The sequence below is a fragment of the Ihubacter massiliensis genome (assembly GCF_024125305.1).
GTDB classification, from domain to species: Bacteria; Bacillota; Clostridia; order Peptostreptococcales; family Anaerovoracaceae; genus Hominibacterium; species Hominibacterium faecale.
In genome coordinates, this window is record NZ_JAMXVH010000001.1 from 3664503 (window position 1) to 3687779 (window position 23277).

The following is a 23277-nucleotide window of genomic DNA, read 5'->3' on the forward strand; positions in this document are numbered from 1 at the left end:
GGAGCAGATTAATTTAGGAGGTAAAACGATGAAAGCGGCAATAACAGGTGGAGCAGGAAGGCAGAGCTTATCTGCAATCTATGATTTTGTAGAAACGGAGGATGTGGAAAAAGTCTTATTGATCGATATCAATGAAGAGGCATTGAAGGCCAGAAAGGAACTGGTCGGTTCGCCCAAGATTGAGACAAAGGCAATCGATCTCAAGGATACGCAGACACTGGCTCAAGCATTGGAAGAATACGATGTTGTCATCAACGGTTCATCCCATGTGTTCAATATGGATGTGATGGACGCCTGCATCGAGTCAAAGACCAATTACACGGATTTCGGCGGCCTGTTTCACTGGGCGGTGGAACAGATGGGACGAGACGAGGATTTCAGACGAGCGGGAATTACCGGAATCGTGGGATCCGGCAGCGCTCCGGGAATCGTAAACGTATTGACTAAATATGCGACGGATCGTTTGGATACAGTAGAGGATATTTTGATTCTGGATGCGATCATCAATCGCAGTGCGTCTGGATATGGCTTTGTTCCGCCCTATGCTCTAAACACCATTATTGAAGAATTCACAATGAACAATTTTGAATATAAGGACGGAGAGCATGTGGAGCTGCCGCCTTTTTCCGGCAAAATGACGGTGGATTTTCCAGAGCCCTACGGAACATTGAATCTGTATAACATGATTCATTCGGAAGTAGCTACCATGCCCATTGCATATAAAGACAAAGGCATTAAGAACGTAGCCTTTAAGCTGGCGCTGCCCACACTGTTTGAAGAACGTCTGCGTTTCCTCATCGAAAATGGACTGGGCAGTCAGGAAAAGATCAACGTAAAAGGCACGGCGATCGCACCTAGAGATTTTCTGCTGGAAGTGTTCGAGACCAAACCGGGAACAAAGATGGGAACGCCGGATGATATGAAACTTTTGCGTGTCATTGTTACGGGCACAAAGGACGGGAAGAAATGCACGTATGAAGTGGAGACGGATCTCCACCACCATCCTTGGGGTTTATCCAACGGACATTTCTCAGTAGGTTTTCCGGGGGCGATTACCGCTAAAATGCTGGCAAGAGGGCAGGTCAAAGAAAAAGGCTTCTTTACCGGCGAACAGGTTCTGGATACTGATATCTATTTCAGGGAGCTGGAAAAGAGAAACGTGCATGTATTTGCCAAAGTCACAGAACAACTTTAGTTCTGACATTTTAATCTTTTGTAAAAGGACACTTGGGGTAATAAAGCTTCAAGTGCTCTTTTACTATTCGGAAGCAAACAAGAATTTTTACAGAATTATTGTAGTGATTTTAAGCAAAATGTAGTACATTTGAACGGGTGGGTGTGTAAACAACGAGGAGAACCAAATATGGAAAAGGAATTTGAGCTAAAAGGCTCTGCTGAAAAGGCGATTGTGGAGAATCGGCTGTATGTGGGGCTTATTTGCGGATGCAGCGACGGCCTGATTTTGTGCGAAAAGAAAAGTTTTAAAATCTTAATGATCAACAACAATGCGAAAATGCTCTTGGATCTGGACCCGGCTGAGAAGGCCGGCAGCGTTAAAAGTATCTTAAAGAGTGAAGAGCTTGGCCGTCTGATGGAGGGGGAGCTGCTGAACACAGAGATTAACGGCATGCCGGTCAAAATCAACTGTGCGGTTGAAGAGGATTACATCTGGTTCTTCATTGTAGACTTTACAGATGTAATCCGGGTGGAAAATCTGTCCCAAAAGACGCTGGAACTGAACCGGGAGCTGATCAGCGTTTTTAATGAATACGGCGACGATACGCTGATGGTGACCGACGGCAAAGGAAACATTGAATTCGCAGGGGAGAAGATCTCCCAGACCTGCGGGGTATCGTCCAATTATTTCGTAGGCAAAAATGTGTACGATGTGGAGCGAGAGGGTATATTTGTCCCATCGGTAAGCGTTAAGGTACTGGAATCAAAGCAATCCCAGGTGGTCATACAGCGGACTCGAATCGGCGAAGAACTGGTTTCCGTCAGCGCGCCTGTTTTGAATAAGGACGGAGAAATTGAAAAGGTAATATCCGTCACCAGAGACTATTCAACACAGATGAAGATCAGCAAAATGATCGCCGAGCTGGGCGAAAGCGAAGCCTTTGATAATATCCTCAGGGAGAAAGAAGACAAGATCGTAACTTGCAACGACACCATGTTTGAGATTAAGACTCTGGTAAAAATGATTGCGCCTACAAAGGCTACGGTGCTGATCAACGGCGAGACCGGAACTGGAAAAGAAGTGATTGCCCGGTATATATACAGCCTCAGCGACCGCAAAAATCAGCCGTTTGTCAAAGTCAACTGCGGAACGATTTCGCCGTCTATCGTAGAATCCGAGTTGTTCGGCTATGAAGAGGGTTCTTTTACAGGAGCCAATAAAGGCGGAAAAATTGGATTGGTAGAGGCGGCCAGCGGCGGTACGTTATTTTTAGATGAAATCAGTGAACTGCCCATTGAACAGCAAGTAAAACTCCTGCATGTGCTGCAGGAAAAAATGCTGATTCGAGTGGGAGGCACCCAGGAGATCGATCTGGATATCCGCGTCATCGCGGCTACCAACAAAGACCTGGAAGAGCAGGTGGCTTTGGGAAATTTCCGTGAGGATCTGTATTATCGGTTAAACGTGATTCCCATCAGCATTCCGCCTCTGCGGGAGAGAAAAGAAGACGTGCCCCTATTATCAAAACATTTTTTCAAACGGTTCTGCGCTGCTTACAACAAAGAAATGCAGCTTTCCAACAATGCCATTTCTGCATTGGAAGAATATCCGTGGCCGGGCAATATCCGCCAGCTGGAAAATACCATTGAAAGGCTGGTTCTGACCACGCCCAAGCCGACGATTACCATTGATGATCTTCCGCCGGTCTTTAAAGGAGAAGAATTTCAAAAAAAAGTAAAAGTCAATCAGATTACCAGGCTGGATGCCGCTATCGAGGAACTGGAAAAAGATCTGATCAAAATGGCGCTGGACGAATACGGCACCACGGTCAAAGCGGCTGAAGTGCTGGGAGTCAATCAATCTACTGTCTCACGAAAGATCGCCCAATATGGCCTCAAAAGCCGCATGGACAAATCCTGAGCCGAATTTCTTGAAAACGAGACGTTAAATCAAATATTAGATTCATGGAAAACAAAGGTGTCCTGCAATAAGGGCAAACAGAAGTATTCAGACCATTTTAAAAAATGAGAAATTTGCTATATACCTTGCGTTTCAGGTCAAAGTAGGATAAAATTAGATTGTTACTTACAATTGATAATTTTGAAGTATATTATGGAGGAAACAAAATGTTAAGAGAAGCATTACCGAAAATCGTAACACCGTTACCTGGTCCAAAGGCAAAGGAAATCATCGCCAGAAGAGAAGCTGCGATTCCTAACGCGATCAAGTGCGGATATCCGCTGGTTATCAAACGCGGTGAAGGCGCAATGATCGAAGACGTTGACGGCAACCTGATCTTAGACTGGGTAGGTGGAGTAGGTGTACTGAATATCGGATACAGCAATCCTCAGCTGATCGATGCTGTAAAAGAACAGTCCGAAAAATACTTCCATGCAATGATGAACATCACAACCCATGAAAGATATATCGAACTGGCTGAAAAGATGAACGAAATCGTGCCAGTAAGAGGCGACAAGAAAAAGACCATGTTCGTTAACTCCGGAGCAGAAGCAGACGAAAACGCTGTTAAAATCGCTAAGAGCGCAACAGGCCGTCCGAATATCATCGTATTTACAGGCGCGTTCCACGGAAGAACGCAGATGACCATGGCCATGACCGCTAAGAAAGCATATGCGATCGGTATGGGACCATTCCCAGACGGCGTATACAGAGCAGAGTTCCCCAACCTCTACAGAAGACCGGAAGGCATGAGCGAAGCAGAAGCGATCGAATACTACGTAAACAAGCTGGAAGACGTATTCATCGAAGCGACTCCGAAAGACGCTACAGCAGCCATCGTATTCGAGCCTGTACAGGGTGAGGGCGGATTTATTCCGGCACCGATCGAATGGGTTAAGGCAGTAAGAAAGATCTGCGACGACAACGGAATCCTGATGATCACAGACGAAGTACAGTCAGGCTGGGCAAGATCCGGAAGAATGTTCGCGTCCGAATACTTTAAAGAAGCAGGATGCGCACCTGACATCATGACCACAGCAAAATCCATCGCAGGCGGAATGCCTCTGTCAGCTGTAACAGCAAGCGCTGAAATCATGGATGCGGTAACAGCCGGAACCATCGGCGGTACATACTGCGGTAACCCGGTATCCTGCGCAGCAGCACTGCAGGTAATCGATGTTATGACAAAGGAAGATTATCCGGCAAAAGCAAGAGCAATTGCAGAAAAATGCACAGCTAAGTTCAACGAATGGGCGAAGAAATATGATGTAATCGGCGACGTTAGAGGAACCGGATGCATGATGGGTATCGAATTTGTAACAGACAAAGCGAAGAAGACTCCGGCCGCTGACCTGGTAGCTAACATTGTAAACGCTGCAGTTAAGAAGGGCCTGATTCTGGAATCAGCAGGTACATACGGCAACGTAATCCGTTTCCTGTGCCCGCTGTGCGTAACCGACGCTCAGATCGATGCTGGTCTTGAGATTTACGAAGAAGCAATCAAGGAATGCCTGTAATATCGGAACCATATCGAGTATATTTCAATTACAAGGGTGCATGATTTTTCATGTACCCTTTTTTTAAAGGAATTTACATAATGCAGACGAAAAAAATTGTTTATGCAGCGGCGGTCATTGAATCGGTTCTTTTTGGCCTCACTTTTTTGGGATCAAAGATCGCGCTTACACAACTGGATGCGATTCAGGTCTTGGCCTGCAGGTGGACGATTGCCATGGTTCTTTTCCTGGCATTGGCTATGTTTAAACTTATCCGAATTCATTATCGAGGAAAGCGGGTTTGGCTGGTTGCGCTGGCAGCTTTCATTCAGCCATGTATCAATACAATTTGCGAGACCTGTGGAGTTGATCTGACAACAGCCTCAGAATCCGCTATAGTCTATGCCATGATTCCCATTGCAGTGGTCCTGATTACGGCTCTGATCTTAAAACGTTCCATCAAGCCCGTTGTGGCCGGCGGGATCGCCCTATCCTTTTTGGGCGTAATTATTTCCATTGTGTTCAGTGAAGGTTTTTCTCTGGGAGGAAAAGCAGGAGGTTATTTGTTCCTGATCGGCATGGTGGTGACTGGGGCGGTGTTCACCATTATGTCGGGACATATATCAGACCAATTTTCCCCCATGGAGCGGACCTTTACCATGGCTCTTATGGGGGGCATCTGGTTCAATCTTCTTAACCTTATAAGAGGCAAAGGCTTTTCCTGCTATGCCGTCTGTTTTCAATATCCGGAAGTGGGTTTGGCGGTATTGTTTTTAGGTGCGGCCGGATCCTTTCTTTGCTATATTTTGTTTAATTACGTGGTTTCAAAGATGCCGGCGCCCCAGGCTTCCATGCTTCAAGTGAATTTGATCACCCTGACCGGAGTTGTGAGTGGAATCGCATTCCAAGGAGATTCCTTCGGATGGTACACCGCAGCGGGTTTGATCCTGGTTGTGGCGGGGGTAATCGCAGCAAACCGCGTTTCTGAATAAAATGTTGTGGAAGCAGACCGCTTTTTCTTGTATAATGGACTAAGAGCAGAAGAGAAAAAGGAGGGCGTTTCATGAAAGAGGTAAAATTGGCTTTAATCGGTTTTGGCAATGCAGGACAGGCGTTTGCAAAGATTCTATTGGAAAAGGAGGAGGTGCTCCGAAAAAAGTATAACACGCGGGTGACCGTTGTCGCGATCACGACCAAAACGAGGGGCAACCTGGTAGATGCTTGGGGCATTGATCTGGATAAAGCGCTTAAGAATGTTCAAAATAGCGGTAGATTTGATAAGATTTTAGGATTTTCTGAGAATTCCACATCGCAGAATATCGTGGACAAAGTGGATTATGATGTGCTGATCGAGCTTACGCCTCTGGAATTCGCATCTGGAAAAGTGGCAACTAACCATATCCGGGGAGCCTTGAAGCGGGGCAGACATGCCATAACAGCCAATAAAGGCCCGGTTGCATGGGCGTATCGGGAATTATCCCAGCTGGCTGAAGAGAATAATTGCAGGTTCTTATATGAAACGACCGTAATGGACGGTACCCCCATATTCAATATGAAACGCGATTATCTGAGTATGTGCGAGGTAAAACGAATATCCGGAATCCTCAACAGTACGACGAATTACATACTCTGCGAGCTGGCAAAAGGCCGCAAGTGTGCAGAGATTATTTCCGAAGGAAAAAAGCGGGGCTTTATTGAAGCCAACCCATCCACCGATATGGGAGGATATGATGCGGCGGCAAAAGTTGCTGTGCTTGCCAACGTATTTATGGATGCGGATATGACGCCGCTGGATGTGGAACGCGAAGGCATTGAACATATAACGCAAGCGGACATCAAGGAGGCTGAACAAAAGGGCCGCGTCATTAAGCTTATGTGCAGTCTCTACCGTGATGAGGACGGAGTTGTCCATGGAAAAGTAGGTCCGGAAGAGGTGGATAAAAACAATATTTATGCCGCAATTGACGGTACATCTTCCATTATTACTGTGGAGACCGACCTGATGGGCAGATTGACGCTGATCGAGGAGGCACCGGAGACTCGCCAGAGCGGATACGGCATCTTTGCTGATTTGATGGCTATTATTGCACGTGATTGACGTTTAAAGAAAAGAGGCAGCTTTGCAGGCTGCCTTTTTCCATTAGGGGAAAGAGGGTTTATTTTTTGAAGAGAAACATATTGCTAAAGACAAATCTGTTGATCTGTGCAATCGTTATCATTGGGTTTGTTTTGACAGCACTGCTCAGTTATCAGGCTAACTACAGCCAATCTATTGAAAATATCGAACAGGTGTCAACCTTGGCTTCAGAGGGAATTTATCAGGAACTGAGTTCCATACTTTCAAAACCGGTGAACATCTCTCAAACCATGGCGAATGACAGTTTATTGAGAACGCTTCTGATAGAAGAATCTGATCATCTAAAGAGCAACGCCTACATAGACACGATTCGCGAATATTTGGAAACCTACCGCAGCAAGTATGGATATGATTCGGTATTTCTGGTTTCTGCGGCAACAAAGCGCTATTATAATTTCCAAGGATTAGATCGAACCTTGACAAAGGATAACCCTGAAAATGACTGGTATTATACCATGGCCGGCAATGATGAGGAATATTCGCTGAATGTGGATAACGATGAAGTTGCGGCTGCCAACAATGAAATTACCATTTTTGTAAATTGCAAAGTCAAGGACGCATCGAACAACCTTCTGGGTGTGGTCGGTGTTGGTCTGCGTATTGCTGATCTGCGAAAAAAACTCCTGCAGTACGAAGAAGAATTTGGCGTAAATGCGTTTTTTATCAATCGCAACGCAGAGATTGAGCTTTCTGCCGATTATAATGGGTATGAAAAAAAGAGTCTTTTCCAAGTCAACGACTATGATCGAAACAGCCGGGAAAAAATTCTCAGCTGGAAGAACGCCAGCGGAAAGGTAGAAAGCTTTTGGTCCGGCGGGAAAGACAAAAGCGGAAAAAAAGACTATGTTGTAAACCGTTATATTCCCGAGCTGGACTGGTCGCTGGTGGTTGATCAAAATACGGGAAAGATTATAAAACAAATCCGAATGAACCTGATTGAGACGGTTTTGATTATTATTCTCATTCTGGCGATTATCTTGATTGTACTTACCCGGGTAGTTAAAAGCTTTAACCGAAAAATTATGGAGCTTACGGAAGAACGGCAGCAGACATTTCGCAAGGTAACAGAGCAGTTATATGAAAATATCTATGAACTGAATATCACCAAAAACTGTGCGGCCGGTGCAAGTACGGTCCGTTACTTCGAAAGCCTGGGAGTACCTAAAAACATGATGTTCGATGAGGCGCTGAAAGTAGTTGCAGAAAAACAAATTAAAGAAGAATTTCGTCAGGGGTATATTGATCTGTTCGCGCCAAAGCATGTCATGGAAGAGTTTGAAAAGGGAAATTCGCATCTATGCTATGACTTTATGATCAGCGAAAACGGTACCGATTATTTCTGGATGCGTATTGATGCAAATATTTATTACAGCCCTGAGGATGCTTGTGTTCACATGTTTACCTATCGGCGAAACATTGACCAGGAAAAACGTCAGGAAATCCACATGGCGCAGCGAGTAGAAACCGATGAAATGACGGGCTTGTACAATAAGACTTCGACCAGGCAGCATATTGAACAGCTTTTAAAGGAAAATACGGATCAAAACTATGCATTTGTTATTTTTGATATTGATAATTTCAAGCTGGTTAATGATCGGTACGGACATGCAGCCGGTGACTGCGTGATATGCGCCTTTGCCAAAACCATACAAAGCCGTATTGCATCAGATGCTTTTGCAGGTCGAATCGGGGGAGATGAGTTCGTAGCCTTCATGCCATTTCGGGAGATGAGCCAACTCCAAGAAAAGATAGAAGACTTATCACAAGCTCTGGATCGAGATTATGTCATCGGCAATTTGTCGCTGCACAGCACGGCCAGCATCGGAGCGGCGGCAGCCCCAAAGGATGGAGCTGATTTTGATACACTTTATAGAAATGCGGATGCTGCGTTGTATCAGACAAAGGAACGTGGTAAAAACGGCTTCACAATCTATTAATTATTCTGCGGACGAGAAGATGATCCCCTTTTCGTCCAACTTTTCTTTTATAAGGGAAAACACGGCTGAATCTTTGCAGCCAATCCGGTGAAGGTGAATGCCTCCTGTGAGAACGCTGAGGGGTTTGGCATTTTCCGCAGCTTCTACTTTTTCAATGAACAGGTCCACATCGTAGCGGGAGCCGATGTTCAATGGGCCGGACAACTGGCCGTATAGAGGATGTTCGATAGTGACATCGATGACAAAACCTCCGTAATCGACGATGGTATAGAGTTCTTCCCGGAGCTGGTCAGGACTATGGCGACAGGCCAGCAGACCTTCATAAGGGAAGGCGGAAGCCTCTTCTTCATAAACATACCCTCTGGGTGTAGCTGAAATATGGGCGCCTGATGCTCTTAAAATGGCCACATCTCCTACAATAATCTGCCGGCTTACCGATAACTGTTCTGCCAGAGATGATGCGCTGACCGGCATCTGAGATTTTTTCAATAGGGCGAGGATTTGAGATCTTCTTTTGTTTGCATCCATATGGCTGCCTCCTTTCTTCCACCAATCATAGCACAATCTCATTTATGAAGCAATAAGGCGAACTAAATATTCATGACATGTGTCTTGACATGAAAGAAAGGTCTTTGCTACAATGAACACAATTGTCCAAGAAAGAAAAGGAGAGACTGTCATGGAAGAAAAACAAAGCTTTCTAAAACGAAAAAACATTGAATTCACAGCCAAGCGCTATTTTCAGGATGCGCTGTCGGCAATGGCTCTGGGGTTGTTCGCATCCCTTCTCATCGGACTGATTATCAAAACCCTGGGAGAACAGACGATCAATCTCTTTGGTGATAATACGGTTTCAAAGTTTTTGGTGGATACGGGAACTACAGCGATGGGCTTGATGGGGGCGGCCATCGGTATTGCTGTAGCGTGGGGATTAAAAGCTCCGCCGCTCGTTCTATTTACCAGCGCCATAACCGGGATGATGGGCGCTGATCTGGGCGGGCCGGCTGGGGCCTTCATAGCGGTTGCCATTGGAGTTGAATTCGGCAAAGCCATCTCCAAAGAAACGAAAATCGATATTATTGTGACGCCGGCGGTGACGCTGTTTATAGGCGCTTTGTCGGCCAAGCTGATCGGCCCCCTTGTGGGAGAGCTGATGTATGGTCTTGGTAAGATTATTATGACGGCGACAGAATGGAAGCCGTTTCTCTTCGGGATCGTCATTTCCGTGATTGTAGGACTGGCACTTACAGCACCCATTTCCAGTGCCGCGCTCTGCATCATGCTGGATTTGTCCGGTCTGGCCGCAGGGGCCGCGACGGTGGGCTGCTGCGCTCAAATGGTTGGATTTGCCGCAATCAGCGTCAAGGAAAACGGAATCGGTGGCATTGTGGCACAGGGCATTGGAACGTCCATGCTGCAGATTTCCAATATAATTAAGAATCCATGGATTTTGCTGCCGCCAACTTTAGCCAGTGCTATCATAGGACCCATGTCTACGGTCCTCTTTCAGATGACCAACATCCCTGCGGGCGCAGGGATGGGAACTTCCGGCCTTGTGGGACAGATCGGCACCTTTACCTCCATGGGGTTTACCGTGCCGGTGCTGCTGTCTGTTTTGTTTCTGCATATCTTCCTGCCTGCGATCCTGGCAATCATTTTTGACCGACTCCTCAAGGCAGTGGGAATGATTCAGGTGGGGGACTACAAGTTGGATTTGTAGGAGCTTTAGAATAGGTAAGAGGGGCCAGCAGCCAAAATCTTTCATGCTGCTCATTTCACACTTTTTTGCGGAATCCTATTCGAAATAAGCAAAAACACGATGCATGTCCATATAAAAAAGTAAGAATTTCCCTATTTTTTCTTCTGGCAGCAATTAAGTTGCTGTTTCACGAACAGATTTTGTGAGAAGTTCGCACGAACTTGTCTCATAATACCCAGGGAGTACTGCGTTTTCGTAGAAAAAGGCCAAATTTATATGGACATTGACTGCTAGAAGGCTGGTTTTGAAGAGGAACGACGAAAATTTTTGTTGTAGCAGCTGATGTGCTGCCGAGCAATTAAAAATGGTGTAAGATGTTCAATACTGCGAACATCTTACACCATTTTGTTGTTCTCGGGACTAAAACTTATTCGGATTTAATTTCAGAAGCAGGTGAGTCGGCTGTTTCTGCTGCCGGTTGAGCAGAGCCTTCCAGCTTCCGTTCTTTACGAAATGCCCATTTGACAATGAACGCTTGAATGATTCCGGCAATGGGAACCGCCAGGATCATCCAGATGATTCCGCCGAAGTACCCAAAAACACTTACCGCCAGCAGAACTGTCAGCGGATGGAGCCCAGTGGAAGAACCCACTACTTTCGGATAAATGATATTGGAATCGATCTGCTGCACGATGATGAGAACGATGACAGCCACCGCCGCTTGTGTAAAGTCTTCCGTAAACAAGCCGATGATAAAGGCCGGGATCATTCCCAGCAGAGGTCCGAAGTAAGGAATTACATTGGCGATTCCTGCAAATACTCCGATAAACACAGCAAAGTCCAGGCCAATGACCGAAAGACCTATGGATGACAAGATGGCCACGATTACTGCATCCAGGAGCGCTCCTCGCACAAATTGGGAAAGAACGCCGTTGACCTCGCTGAGGGTTTCGGTAACTGCGGCATTAGCGCGCTGCGGCAGAAGCAGGTGCAGGAGCTTTCTCCATAAGCTGAGGAAAAAATCCTTATCCTTCATCAGATAGATGCTGACAATAGCCCCGATGGCCACGTTGACCACGCTTCCCACGGCTCCGGTGACCGCGCTGATGGCATTGGAAGCGCTGAAATTGGTAGAAATCCAGCTGATAATAGAGTTGGCGATTTCCATAAACTTGTCCGACATGAAGCCTGCCGGCAGATTTTGCGCAATCCATTGGCGAAGCTCCACTTCATAATTAAGGAACGTCTGAACGACCCCTTGCGCCATTTCCGAGAAGTTGGAAAAAACGAATTGACCCAGAATCATTACCGCAAAGCCATAGATAATAGCAGCAATAGCGGCGATGACAATTAAAAACGTCAGCAGCACACTGAGAAACCTGCTCAGATTTCGTCTTTTTTCAGCTTTGACCGGATCGTCAGGAATGCGGAAAAACATCCGCCGCATCATACGTTTGTCAATGATGGTTACCAGCGGATTGAGCAGATACGCGATCACCAGCCCGATAAAGAGCGGCGAAAAGGCGGAAACCACACTGCTGATTCCCTTGCCTGCAGCAATGGCAATAACATCAAAGTTTTTTACAATAAAATAGAGAACGTATAAAAGAAAGGCATTGAAGACGATAAACAGGCTTCCTCTTACAAATGACCTTTCTTTCATGACCTCTTTGAACTTTTTCATCCTTGTATCCCTCCCATATACGGGTTATTATATACTATACCCAACAGAATAGCAAAATTTTTCTCATCACATGACAGGAGAAGATTATGATCATAGAAAAACCGGAACTGCTGGCCCCGGCAGGCGGCATGGAGCAGCTGACTGCCGCAGTTGAAAACGGAGCCGATGCGGTCTACTTAGGCGGCCCGCTTTTCAATGCCAGGATTAATGCGCAGAATTTTACAGAAGAAGAAATTAAACAGGCGATCGACTATGCCCATATACGAGACGTAAAAGTGTATGTGACCCTGAATATTCTGCTGACCGACCAGGAATTGCTGCCGGCGCTTCAGTACGCGGCCAGACTTTACAATATGGGAGTGGACGGGCTGATCGTGCAGGATCTGGGCTTAATCGATCTGCTGAGGGAGCATCTTCCTCAGCTCCCGCTGCACCTGTCTACGCAGGGCAGCATCTACAATCTTTCCGGCGTACGCAAGGCAAAATCTTTGGGCGTTTCCAGGGTGGTGCTGGCAAGAGAGCTCTCTCTGTCAGAGATTCGCAGAATAACCGAAGCATCGATCTGCGATATTGAAGTCTTTGTCCACGGGGCGCTTTGCATGTGCTATTCCGGTCAGTGCCAGATGAGCAGAATGCTGGGCGGAGGAGAACGGAGCGGTAACCGGGGCCTCTGTGCCCAGCCGTGCAGGCTGCCCTATAGGAATGAGAAGGGGAAGGTTTCCTATGCCCTAAGCCCAAAAGATCTGTGTACCATTGACCGTCTGGGGGAATTGATTGAGGCGGGAATCAAGTCTCTTAAAATAGAAGGCCGGATGAAATCCGCCGAATATGTGGCAGCGGTAACCGGAATATACCGCAAGTATCTGGATCAATATTTTCAGCAAGGGTACACAGATGTTTCACAAGAGGACCGAAGGATTTTGATGCAGATTTTCAACCGAGGCGGTTTTACCGGAGGGTATCTGGACGGCCGCCCTCAAAAACGATTTTTGTCAGGCAGACTTCCAAAGCATCAGGGCATCTACATTGGACAAGTTATCCGGCGAGTATCCAAAAACAGATTGATCGACGTAAGGCTGGATGAGTTGCTGGAGATGGGGGACGGCATTGAGATCAGAAGCGACAGCCTGACTGGAAATGTGGTGACTTATCTGGAGCATCGCGGAGGGAGCATTTGGCGGATCGGCGATATTAAGGGATCTGTAAAAGAAGGGGATCAAATCTATAAGATTACCGATTTAGAATTAATGAAGCAGATGCGAAAAACCTTTGAAGAGGGCGGCCCCGGTGGCAGCAAACATCGAAAGACGGTCCCTGTTTCCATGAAATTGGAAGCCGCGGCGGGAAAACGGCCGAAGCTGACGATCCAGGATGGAACACAGGAAATTATGATTTTAGCCGATGCTCCGGCGGAAAAGGCCCAGCACAGACCCTTGTCCGCAGAGGCCGCGGAAAAACAGCTGCGAAAAACAGGAGGCACGCCCTTTCATGTGGAAAGGGTGGATCTGCAGCTGGAGGAAGGGTGCAGTATGCCGCTTTCGGTACTGAATCATTTGCGGAGAAAGGGACTGAACGCCCTGCAGGAGAAAAAACAAGTCCGCAGGCATGCGGAGATACCGGAAAGAATTCCTCAGATGTCAGCCTCCATGGAAAACCGTATGGCCTTTTACTTCTATGATTGGAGAAAATTCGAGGAATGGGATTTTCAAAGTGCGCTGAATGCTTTGGAAATAGAAACTGCACGGGCCTATGTACCGCTGCGGTATTTCATGGATGCCGATCCCAGGCGCAGCTCTATTGAGGTTGTGCCGTATATCCTCAATATCAGTAAAGGCTTGTTGGACAAATATATTGAGCAGCATCTGGATGAGATCGCGGATCGGGTGAAAAGTTGCGGTATTGCGGCTGGCAACTTGGGCTGGATCGACGAATTTACCCAGCGGGGTGTAACCGTTTATGGAGATTATGGATTGAATATATATAATAATAGGGCGACCCTTGCGCTGCAAAAGGAAAAGGTTGTTCCGATTTGTCGTTCCCATGAACTGCATGAACGTGCTTTTGGGCCGATCCCGCTTATGATCATGGAACATTTGCCTGAGGCAAAGACCTTGAAAGACCGGAAAAATCAATTGTATAAAATCGTATACAATCCGGAAGGCGATAAGGCCATGCTAGTTCCCCATCACCGGCAGCCGGACTGGGAAACCCTGAAAATACTGCTGAAAAACACCTGGCAGGAGGCCCGGATTTATATCCCGTAATCCTTTAACTCAAAGGGTTGCAGGATTTTCAGAATAGTGAGAATTGTTTCTTTTGCAAGTATCTCAAAAAGAACAAAAAAACCGGTTGACGAAGGATTGTACTCGGGTGTACTATGTATACAAACAACGGCGATCGTGAAAACTGACATCCTTTACTTCGCCAAAAGGGAAGGAACAGAAGGCTTGGGAGAAAGGCAAAACGCCGAGCAAATTTTTTTCTGATTATTTGTATACATTATACAACATACAATGTGAAGGAGGGTACAATCATGAAAGAACAATGGAAAGGGTTTAAGCCGGGAGCATGGACGGAAGAAATCAGCATCGAGGAATTTATGCAGCTCAATTATCATCCGTATGAAGGAGATGAGAGCTTCCTGGCCGGCCCTACAAAACGTACGGAAATCGTTGCCGAAAAGGTTCAGGAACTGCTGAAAGAGGAAAGGAAAAACGGGGGCGTTTTAAAAGTAGACGCCAGCAGGATTATGACTGCCACCGCATTTCCTCCGGGATATATTGATAAAGATCGGGATTTAATCGTCGGCCTGCAGACCGATGAACCGTTGAAGCGGGGCATATGTCCCTTCGGCGGCATTCGAATGGCCAGACAGTCGGCGGAAGCATACGGCGAAAAGCTGGATGACGGCGTGGAAGAGATCTTCAAATATGTGACGACTCATAATGACGGTGTGTTCAGCGTATACTCCGATGAAATGAAAAAGGTGCGACATTTGGGGTTCATTACAGGACTTCCGGACGCTTACGGCAGAGGCAGAATTATCGGCGATTACAGGAGAATTGCTCTGTACGGAATGGACTTTCTGATTGAACAAAAGAAGCGCGATAAGGCTTTGCTGGCTGAGAAGGCTATGACCAACGAAAATATTCAGCTCATCGAAGAAATTCACAAACAGATTGTAGAAATGGGTGAAATTAAAAAGATGGCCGCCATGTACGGCTATGATATTTCAGATTCCGCCAAAAATACAAAGGAAGCGATTCAGTGGCTTTATTTCGGGTATCTGGCAGCGATCAAAGAAGAGAACGGCGCAGCGATGTCTCTTGGAAGAACCTCCACTTTCATCGACATCTTTGCCGAGAGGGACCTGGCAAACGGGGTATATACGGAAAGCGAAATTCAGGAGATGATTGATGACTTGATTCTCAAACTTCGTGTCGCCAGACATCTGAGAACTCCTGAGTATAACGAGCTCTTCGGCGGCGACCCCATGTGGATTACAGAAGGAATCGGCGGTATGGGAGCGGACGGCAGAACCAGGGTTACTAAGAATTCCTATCGGATGCTCAATACCCTGTACAACCTGGGGCCATCGCCGGAACCGAATATGACCGTGCTCTGGTCGGAAAACCTGCCGGAACCGTTTAAGCGGTTCTGCGCCAAGGTTTCCATTGATACAGATTCGATCCAATATGAAAACGATGATGTCATGAGAAAATCCTACGGCGATGATTATTCGATCGCTTGCTGCGTATCCGCCATTAAGATGGGGGAACAGATGCAGTTCTTTGGAGCGCGGTACAACCTGGCGAAAATTCTCTGCCTGGCTTTAAACGGCGGTGTTGATGAACGAACCGGCGAGCGGGTCGGACCCCAGATGGAACCGGTGGGAGACGGACCGATCGATTATGAGGATGCGATGCGCAGGTTCAATATTTACAGAGACTGGCTCTGCGGCCTTTATGTAAACATTATGAATATCATCCATTATATGCATGATAAATACGCTTATGAAAAGAGTCAGATGGCGTTCCTGGACAGCGACATCGGCAGACTGATGGCCTTCGGCGTAGCAGGCCTCTCCGTTGCGGCGGATTCTTTCAGCGCCATTAAGTACGCGAAGGTTTATCCGATTCGCAACGAGGCCGGCGTCATCGTTGACTACAAGACCGAAGGTGACTTCCCCAAATACGGGAACGACGATGATCGTGTGGACAGTATTGCAGTTGAGCTGACGCAAGGGACAATTAATGAATTGAGAAAGCACAAGACTTACAGAAATGCCGTGCATACCCTGTCGGTTCTCACTATTACTTCCAATGTTGTCTACGGCAAAAAGACCGGCAATACGCCTGATGGCAGAAGAGCTGGAGAACCGTTTGCTCCGGGAGCAAATCCAATGCACTGCAGAGATGACCATGGAGCTATTGCATCGCTGAACTCCGTGTCCAAGGTTAAATGGGACGATTGCAAGGATGGTGTGTCCTATACCTTCAGCATCACGCCTGAAACCCTGGGCAAGAGCAAAGAAGAACAGGCCGATACTCTGGTGGGCCTGATGCGCGGATATTTTGATCAAGGAGCGCATCATCTGAATGTCAACGTGCTCAATCGTGAGCTTTTGATCGATGCCTACGAAAATCCGGATAAATACCCAAACCTGACGATTCGCGTGTCCGGGTATGCTGTGAAGTTCAACGCTCTTTCCAAAGACCATCAAAAAGAAGTCATCCAGAGAACCTTCCACTCAGCTATTTAAAAAGCTATAATTCTCCATTATAATATAAGGTGTCTGCTCTGCAGGCATCTTATATTACTCTCTATCGCGCGTGCAAGGAGGAACTATGACTACTGGTAAACTACATTCAATTGAAACATTCGGTGCTGTTGACGGCCCGGGAATCAGAACGGTATTTTTTCTGCAGGGATGCCCTGCAAGATGCATGTACTGCCATAACCCGGACTCATGGACGGTTACAGAAGAAACGGAACAGATTACCATCGAACGCGTCGTTCATACCGCCAAACGGGGCCGCCCTTATTATGGGAAAGATGGTGGCGTCACCTTTTCAGGCGGAGAGCCGCTCATGCAGGGGGCCTTTTTATCGGAAGCGATGGATGCCCTGGCAGAAGAGGGAATCAGTACAGTGATCGATACCAGCGGCACTTATATCGATGAATTTACTCAAAAAGTCATTGAAGACAGCCAGCTGCTTCTGCTGGATATCAAGCATTCCGATCCTAAGAAGTTCGAAGAAATAACCGGACTGAAACAGGACAATCTGCTCCGCGTCATCGATCTGGCCAATGAAGCGGATAAGCCCCTTTGGATCCGGCAGGTTATTGTTCCCGGCTTCAATGATACGGAAGAAAATGCGGCAGAGTTGAAAGCGTTTGTCAAACAGAGAGTGAAGAATTTATACAAGATCGAGCTGCTGGGCTATCACAATATGGCGATTGAGAAATGGGATAAGCTGGGCATACCATATAAATTGAGAGACGTGGAACCTATGGACCGGGGAAAGCTGGCAAGGCTCAGTCAGACCATCGGGCTTTGATTGCTTCAGGAACACGGCAGGGAATTCTGCGCAAAAGGAGGACCAGCTGGCCTTGTGAACAGGCTTCCTTTTATAGAGATAAAAAAACTCATACATTTTATGTATAAGTAGTCGTATTATGGAAAGCCTATTTATTGGGAAACCGAATAAGAACACGTTTCCTACTATATTACCAAATAAAACAGGCTCTGTTTTAGCGGCTTTCTCCCATGTAAAACGCAAGGACAGAAACTTTATGAAAAATAGAAAGAAAAAAGTTGAAAAAAGCGGTTGACATGTTAGTAGAAGTTTGGTAATATAGACAAGCTGTCAGGTGAGAGCAGCCACAAAAGAGCTAGAATGACAGACAAATGGAAAGTGAAAAACTTTCCAAAAAAAGAAAAAAGTGGTTGACAAAACACCGGAATGATAGTAAAATATTAAATGTTCGCTCGACAAGAACGAACAAGGCCAAAACCGAACGGTTGAAGCCTGAAGAACCTTGAAAACTTCATAGTGTAGAAATTTAGTCAAAACGGGAATCGAGAGATTCTCAAGGAGATTAAAGAAAGAAACAATCATAAAATTGGTAAGACAATTGCGTGAGAGTTTCCGACAATTTCTAAAAAAGAAACAACAATAATTTCGAAAGAAATCGCGAAACGCGATGCGTTCGGAAGAGTAAGAACAAACTAGATTTATGTCTCGAAAGAGATTTAAATACCATTTATATGAGAGTTTGATCCTGGCTCAGGATGAACGCTGGCGGCGTGCCTAACACATGCAAGTCGAGCGAGAAGCTGATGATTGACACTTCGGTTGAGAGAATCAGTGGAAAGCGGCGGACGGGTGAGTAACGCGTAGGCAACCTGCCCTTTGCAGAGGGATAGCCTCGGGAAACCGGGATTAAAACCTCATGATGCTGTATGTCCGCATGGGCAGACGGTCAAAGATTTATCGGCAGAGGATGGGCCTGCGTCTGATTAGTTAGTTGGTGGGGTAACGGCCTACCAAGGCAACGATCAGTAGCCGACCTGAGAGGGTGATCGGCCACATTGGAACTGAGACACGGTCCAAACTCCTACGGGAGGCAGCAGTGGGGAATATTGCACAATGGGGGAAACCCTGATGCAGCAACGCCGCGTGAGCGAAGAAGGCCTTTGGGTCGTAAAGCTCTGTCCTTGGGGAAGAAAAAATGACGGTACCCAAGGAGGAAGCCCCGGCTAACTACGTGCCAGCAGCCGCGGTAATACGTAGGGGGCAAGCGTTATCCGGAATTATTGGGCGTAAAGAGTATGTAGGTGGTTTCTTAAGCGCAGGGTATAAGGCAATGGCTTAACCATTGTTCGCCCCGTGAACTGAGAGACTTGAGTGCTGGAGAGGAAAGCGGAATTCCTAGTGTAGCGGTGAAATGCGTAGATATTAGGAGGAACACCAGTGGCGAAGGCGGCTTTCTGGACAGTAACTGACACTGAGATACGAAAGCGTGGGGAGCAAACAGGATTAGATACCCTGGTAGTCCACGCCGTAAACGATGAGCACTAGGTGTCGGGCTCGCAAGAGTTCGGTGCCGGAGTTAACGCATTAAGTGCTCCGCCTGGGGAGTACGCACGCAAGTGTAAAACTCAAAGGAATTGACGGGGACCCGCACAAGCAGCGGAGCATGTGGTTTAATTCGAAGCAACGCGAAGAACCTTACCAGGGCTTGACATCCCTCCGACCGGTCCTTAATCGGACCTTTCTACGGACGGGGGAGACAGGTGGTGCATGGTTGTCGTCAGCTCGTGTCGTGAGATGTTGGGTTAAGTCCCGCAACGAGCGCAACCCTTGTCATTAGTTGCTAACAGTAAGATGAGAACTCTAATGAGACTGCCGTGGATAACACGGAGGAAGGTGGGGATGACGTCAAATCATCATGCCCCTTATGTCCTGGGCTACACACGTGCTACAATGGTCGGTACAAAGAGAAGCAAGACCGCAAGGTGGAGCAAATCTCAAAAACCGATCCCAGTTCGGATTGCAGGCTGCAACTCGCCTGCATGAAGTCGGAGTTGCTAGTAATCGCAGATCAGAATGCTGCGGTGAATGCGTTCCCGGGTCTTGTACACACCGCCCGTCACACCATGGAAGTTGGGGGCGCCCGAAGTCGGCTAGTAAATAGGCTGCCTAAGGCGAAATCAATGACTGGGGTGAAGTCGTAACAAGGTAGCCGTATCGGAAGGTGCGGCTGGATCACCTCCTTTCTAAGGAGACGAACGTTTCTGCACTATGAGTTTACACTGTCGAATTCTGCAAATCGCAGATTTGTGAATTCAGTAGTGTAACACCTACTACGGTTTGCTGTGCAAACCTAGTTAGGTGTTTATATGGGGAATTAGCTCAGCTGGGAGAGCACCTGCCTTGCACGCAGGGGGTCAAGGGTTCGAGCCCCTTATTCTCCACCAAGAATCTCTTAAGAGATTCTTTTATCTTGTTTGTACCTTGAAAACTGAATAATGTAAAGAAGTGTAAAAACAAATTTACAACGAAAACGAAATCGAGCTATTTACCAAACGGTAAATAGAAAAAAGTATGCAACTAAGACAAAGTCTTTTTGAAAAGACTGCGATTAGGGTAATACTGCGATTTCAACCGAGAAACCAGAAAAAAGCTGATTCACAGAGTGAATTAACAGTAAAAGACCTGATCACGCTAGATCAGGCAGACCAATAGGTCAAGCGAATAAGAGCATAAGGCGGATGCCTTGGCACTGGGAGCCGAAGAAGGACGTGACAAGCTGCGAAAAGCTACGGGCAGGAGCAAATATCCGACAATCCGTAGATATCCGAATGGGGGAACCCACCGCTCGTAATGGGGCGGTATCCCGTACTGAATACATAGGTGCGGAGAAGGCAACGAGGGGAACTGAAACATCTAAGTACCCTTAGGAAGAGAAAGAAACATCGATTTTCCTAGTAGCGGCGAGCGAACGGGAAAGAGCCCAAACCGAGAACTTTAGTTTTCGGGGTTGCGGACCACTCAAAGGACATGAAATTCATAGCCGAAGCTGCTGGAAAGCAGGGACGAAGAGGGTGAAATCCCCGTAGGCGAAATGGAGTTTATGCAGGAGTGGCACCAGAGTAGGACCGGACACGTGAAACCCGGTTTGAAGCAGGGGGGCCCACCCCCCAAGGCTAAATACTACCCAGTGACCGATAGCGAACAGTACCGTGAGGGAAAGGTGAAAAGAACCCCGGGAGGGGAGTGAAAGAGAACCTGAAACCTTATGCTTACAAGCAAAGGGAGCGCAAGTGACCTTGTACTTTTTGTAGAACGGGCCAACGAGTTATGGTATGTAGCGAGGTTAAGATGCTGGAGCATTGGAGCCGAAGCGAAAGCGAGTCTTAAGAGGGCGAAAGTTACATGCTGTAGACCCGAAACCGGGTGACCTATCCATGTGCAGGTTGAAGCGAGAGTAAAATCTCGTGGAGGACCGAACCCATATACGTTGAAAAGTGTTGGGATGACGTGTGGATAGCGGTGAAATTCCAATCGAACTCGGAGATAGCTGGTTCTCCTCGAAATAGCTTTAGGGCTAGCCTGGGGGAAAGATACACGGAGGTAGAGCACTGAATGTTCTAGGGGCCTTCACCGGTTACCGAAAACTATCAAACTCCGAATGCCGTGCGATCATACCCCGGAGTCAGACTACGTGAGATAAGTTTCGTGGTCGAAAGGGAAACAGCCCAGACCTACAGCTAAGGTCCCAAAATGTAAGTTAAGTGGAAAAGGATGTGGAGCTGCATAAACAGCTAGGATGTTGGCTTAGAAGCAGCCACTCATTTAAAGAGTGCGTAACAGCTCACTAGTCGAGTGGCTCTGCGCCGAAGATAAACGGGGCTAAAACTTACTACCGAAGCTTAGGATACCGCAAGGTATGGTAGAGGAGCATCGTATACAGGCAGAAGGTGATCTGGAAGGATTGCTGGACGGTATACGAGAGAGAATGTTGGCATGAGTAGCGAGAGGCAGGTGAGAATCCTGCCCGCCGAAAATCTAAGGTTTCCTGAGGAAGGTTCGTCCACTCAGGGTAAGTCGGGACCTAAGCCGAGGTCGAAAGACGTAGGCGATGGACAACTGGTAGAGATTCCAGTACCACCGAAAGTCATTTGAGCGAAGTGGGGACACAGAAGGATAAGCAGAGCGCGCCGTTGGTAGAGCGTGTGCAAGCGTCAAGGGAGTCACGGGAGGCAAATCCCCTGTGATAATTCTGAGGCGTTACGCGGAGGGAAGATTAGTACCGGAAGCTGCTGATTTCAAGCTGTCAAGAAAAGCCGCTAGCGAGACCGTAGGTGCCCGTACCGCAAACCGACACAGGTAGATGAGGAGAGAATCCTAAGGCGAGCGAGAGAACTATTGTTAAGGAACTCGGCAAAATGACCCCGTAACTTCGGGAGAAGGGGTGCCTGCGCAAGCAGGCCGCAGTGAAAAGGCCCAGGCGACTGTTTACCAAAAACACAGGTCTCTGCGAAAGCGAAAGCTGAAGTATAGGGGCTGACGCCTGCCCGGTGCTGGAAGGTTAAGGGGACTGCTTAGCTTAGGCGAAGGCATGAACTTAAGCCCCAGTAAACGGCGGCCGTAACTATAACGGTCCTAAGGTAGCGAAATTCCTTGTCAGGTAAGTTCTGACCCGCACGAAAGGCGTAACGATCTGGGCACTGTCTCAACAATAGACTCGGTGAAATTGTAGTACCGGTAAAGATGCCGGTTACCCGCAGCAGGACGGAAAGACCCCGTGGAGCTTTACTGCAGCTTGATATTGAGTTTCGGCATTGCACGTACAGGATAGGTGGGAGACTGCGAAGCTAGGGCGCCAGCTTTAGTGGAGTCACCGTTGGGATACCACCCTTGTAATGTTGGAATTCTAACCATGCGCCGTGAACCGGCGTTGGGACAGTGTCTGGCGGGCAGTTTGACTGGGGCGGTCGCCTCCTAAAGAGTAACGGAGGCGCCCAAAGGTTCCCTCAGTGCGGACGGAAATCGCACGAAGAGTGTAAAGGCAGAAGGGAGCTTGACTGCGAGACAAACAGGTCGAGCAGGGACGAAAGTCGGGCTTAGTGATCCGGTGGTACCGAGTGGAAGGGCCATCGCTCAACGGATAAAAGCTACCCCGGGGATAACAGGCTGATACCCCCCAAGAGTCCACATCGACGGGGGTGTTTGGCACCTCGATGTCGGCTCGTCTCATCCTGGGGCTGAAGTAGGTCCCAAGGGTTGGGCTGTTCGCCCATTAAAGAGGTACGCGAGCTGGGTTCAGAACGTCGTGAGACAGTTCGGTCCCTATCCGCTGTGGGCGTTGGAGATTTGAGTGGAGCTGTCCTTAGTACGAGAGGACCGGGATGGACATACCTCTGGTGCACCAGTTGTTCTGCCAAGAGCATAGCTGGGTAGCTAAGTATGGACGGGATAAGCGCTGAAAGCATCTAAGTGCGAAGCCCCCCACAAGAAAAGATCTCCTTCATGAAAATGATAAGACCCGTGGAAGACTACCACGTAGATAGGCCTCAGGTGAAAGTGCAGCAATGTATGAAGCTGAGAGGTACTAATCGGTCGAACGCTTGACCAATGGTTTCAAGGAAGAAGCGTGTAAAGGAAGAAAGACACTTGAC

12 protein-coding genes, 1 tRNA gene and 2 rRNA genes are annotated in these 23277 nt (G+C 47.5%); 13 read left to right on the forward strand and 2 right to left on the reverse strand.

Annotated elements, in window-relative coordinates; all coding sequences use genetic code 11:
• The first annotated feature begins 28 nt into the window (after window positions 1-28).
• From NIA71_RS16790 to NIA71_RS16815, 6 genes are all read left to right on the forward strand, one after another.
• A complete protein-coding gene (locus NIA71_RS16790) occupies window positions 29-1195 on the forward strand; it encodes a saccharopine dehydrogenase family protein (protein WP_253021021.1) in 1167 nt (388 codons plus the stop codon).
• A 168-nt stretch (window positions 1196-1363) separates the two neighbouring features.
• Window positions 1364-3097 carry a sigma-54 interaction domain-containing protein gene (locus NIA71_RS16795; RefSeq protein WP_148398372.1) on the forward strand — a complete coding sequence of 578 codons (1734 nt, stop codon included), beginning with the start codon at window positions 1364-1366 and terminating at the stop codon, window positions 3095-3097.
• Window positions 3098-3303: 206 nt separating this feature from the next.
• Entirely contained in the window at window positions 3304-4653 is a 1350-nt protein-coding gene (locus NIA71_RS16800; protein ID WP_148398370.1) for an aspartate aminotransferase family protein, read from the forward strand.
• A gap of 80 nt (window positions 4654-4733) precedes the next feature.
• The gene (locus NIA71_RS16805) at window positions 4734-5624 is read left to right on the forward strand and encodes a DMT family transporter (protein WP_253021022.1); all 891 of its coding nucleotides are present in this window, start codon (window positions 4734-4736) and stop codon (window positions 5622-5624) included.
• A gap of 71 nt (window positions 5625-5695) precedes the next feature.
• Window positions 5696-6730 carry a hypothetical protein gene (locus tag NIA71_RS16810; protein WP_148398366.1) on the forward strand — a complete coding sequence of 345 codons (1035 nt, stop codon included), beginning with the start codon at window positions 5696-5698 and terminating at the stop codon, window positions 6728-6730.
• 65 nt (window positions 6731-6795) lie between these two features.
• Entirely contained in the window at window positions 6796-8706 is a 1911-nt protein-coding gene (locus NIA71_RS16815) for a sensor domain-containing diguanylate cyclase (protein ID WP_253021023.1), read from the forward strand.
• On the opposite strand, the gene NIA71_RS16820 is transcribed toward NIA71_RS16815, so the two are convergent.
• The gene (locus NIA71_RS16820) at window positions 8707-9234 is read right to left on the reverse strand and encodes a transcription repressor NadR (protein WP_148398362.1); all 528 of its coding nucleotides are present in this window, start codon (window positions 9232-9234) and stop codon (window positions 8707-8709) included.
• 151 nt (window positions 9235-9385) lie between these two features.
• On the opposite strand from NIA71_RS16820, the gene NIA71_RS16825 reads away from it, so the two are divergent.
• Window positions 9386-10426 carry a PTS transporter subunit IIC gene (locus NIA71_RS16825; protein ID WP_148398360.1) on the forward strand — a complete coding sequence of 347 codons (1041 nt, stop codon included), beginning with the start codon at window positions 9386-9388 and terminating at the stop codon, window positions 10424-10426.
• 406 nt (window positions 10427-10832) lie between these two features.
• Here NIA71_RS16825 and NIA71_RS16830 read toward each other — a convergent pair whose 3' ends face one another.
• Window positions 10833-12089 (reverse strand): AI-2E family transporter, encoded by a 1257-nt coding sequence (locus tag NIA71_RS16830; protein ID WP_148398358.1) that lies wholly within the window; start codon window positions 12087-12089, stop codon window positions 10833-10835.
• 86 nt (window positions 12090-12175) lie between these two features.
• Between NIA71_RS16830 and NIA71_RS16835 the strand changes: the two genes are divergently transcribed.
• From NIA71_RS16835 to NIA71_RS16860, 6 genes are all read left to right on the forward strand, one after another.
• Entirely contained in the window at window positions 12176-14353 is a 2178-nt protein-coding gene (locus tag NIA71_RS16835) for a peptidase U32 family protein (protein ID WP_253021024.1), read from the forward strand.
• Window positions 14354-14622: 269 nt separating this feature from the next.
• Window positions 14623-16851: a formate C-acetyltransferase gene (pflB, locus tag NIA71_RS16840; RefSeq protein ID WP_253021025.1), complete on the forward strand. Its 2229-nt coding sequence runs from the start codon at window positions 14623-14625 to the stop codon at window positions 16849-16851.
• 85 nt (window positions 16852-16936) lie between these two features.
• Entirely contained in the window at window positions 16937-17650 is a 714-nt protein-coding gene (gene pflA / locus NIA71_RS16845; protein ID WP_148398352.1) for a pyruvate formate-lyase-activating protein, read from the forward strand.
• 706 nt (window positions 17651-18356) lie between these two features.
• Window positions 18357-19872, forward strand: a 16S ribosomal RNA gene (locus NIA71_RS16850).
• A gap of 125 nt (window positions 19873-19997) precedes the next feature.
• Window positions 19998-20073: transfer RNA gene (locus NIA71_RS16855), tRNA-Ala, on the forward strand.
• Between the two features lie 267 nt (window positions 20074-20340).
• A 23S ribosomal RNA gene (locus tag NIA71_RS16860) occupies window positions 20341-23234 on the forward strand.
• The 16S and 23S rRNA genes sit together here with 1 tRNA gene alongside, the layout of an rRNA operon.
• The last annotated feature ends 43 nt before the right edge of the window (window positions 23235-23277 follow it).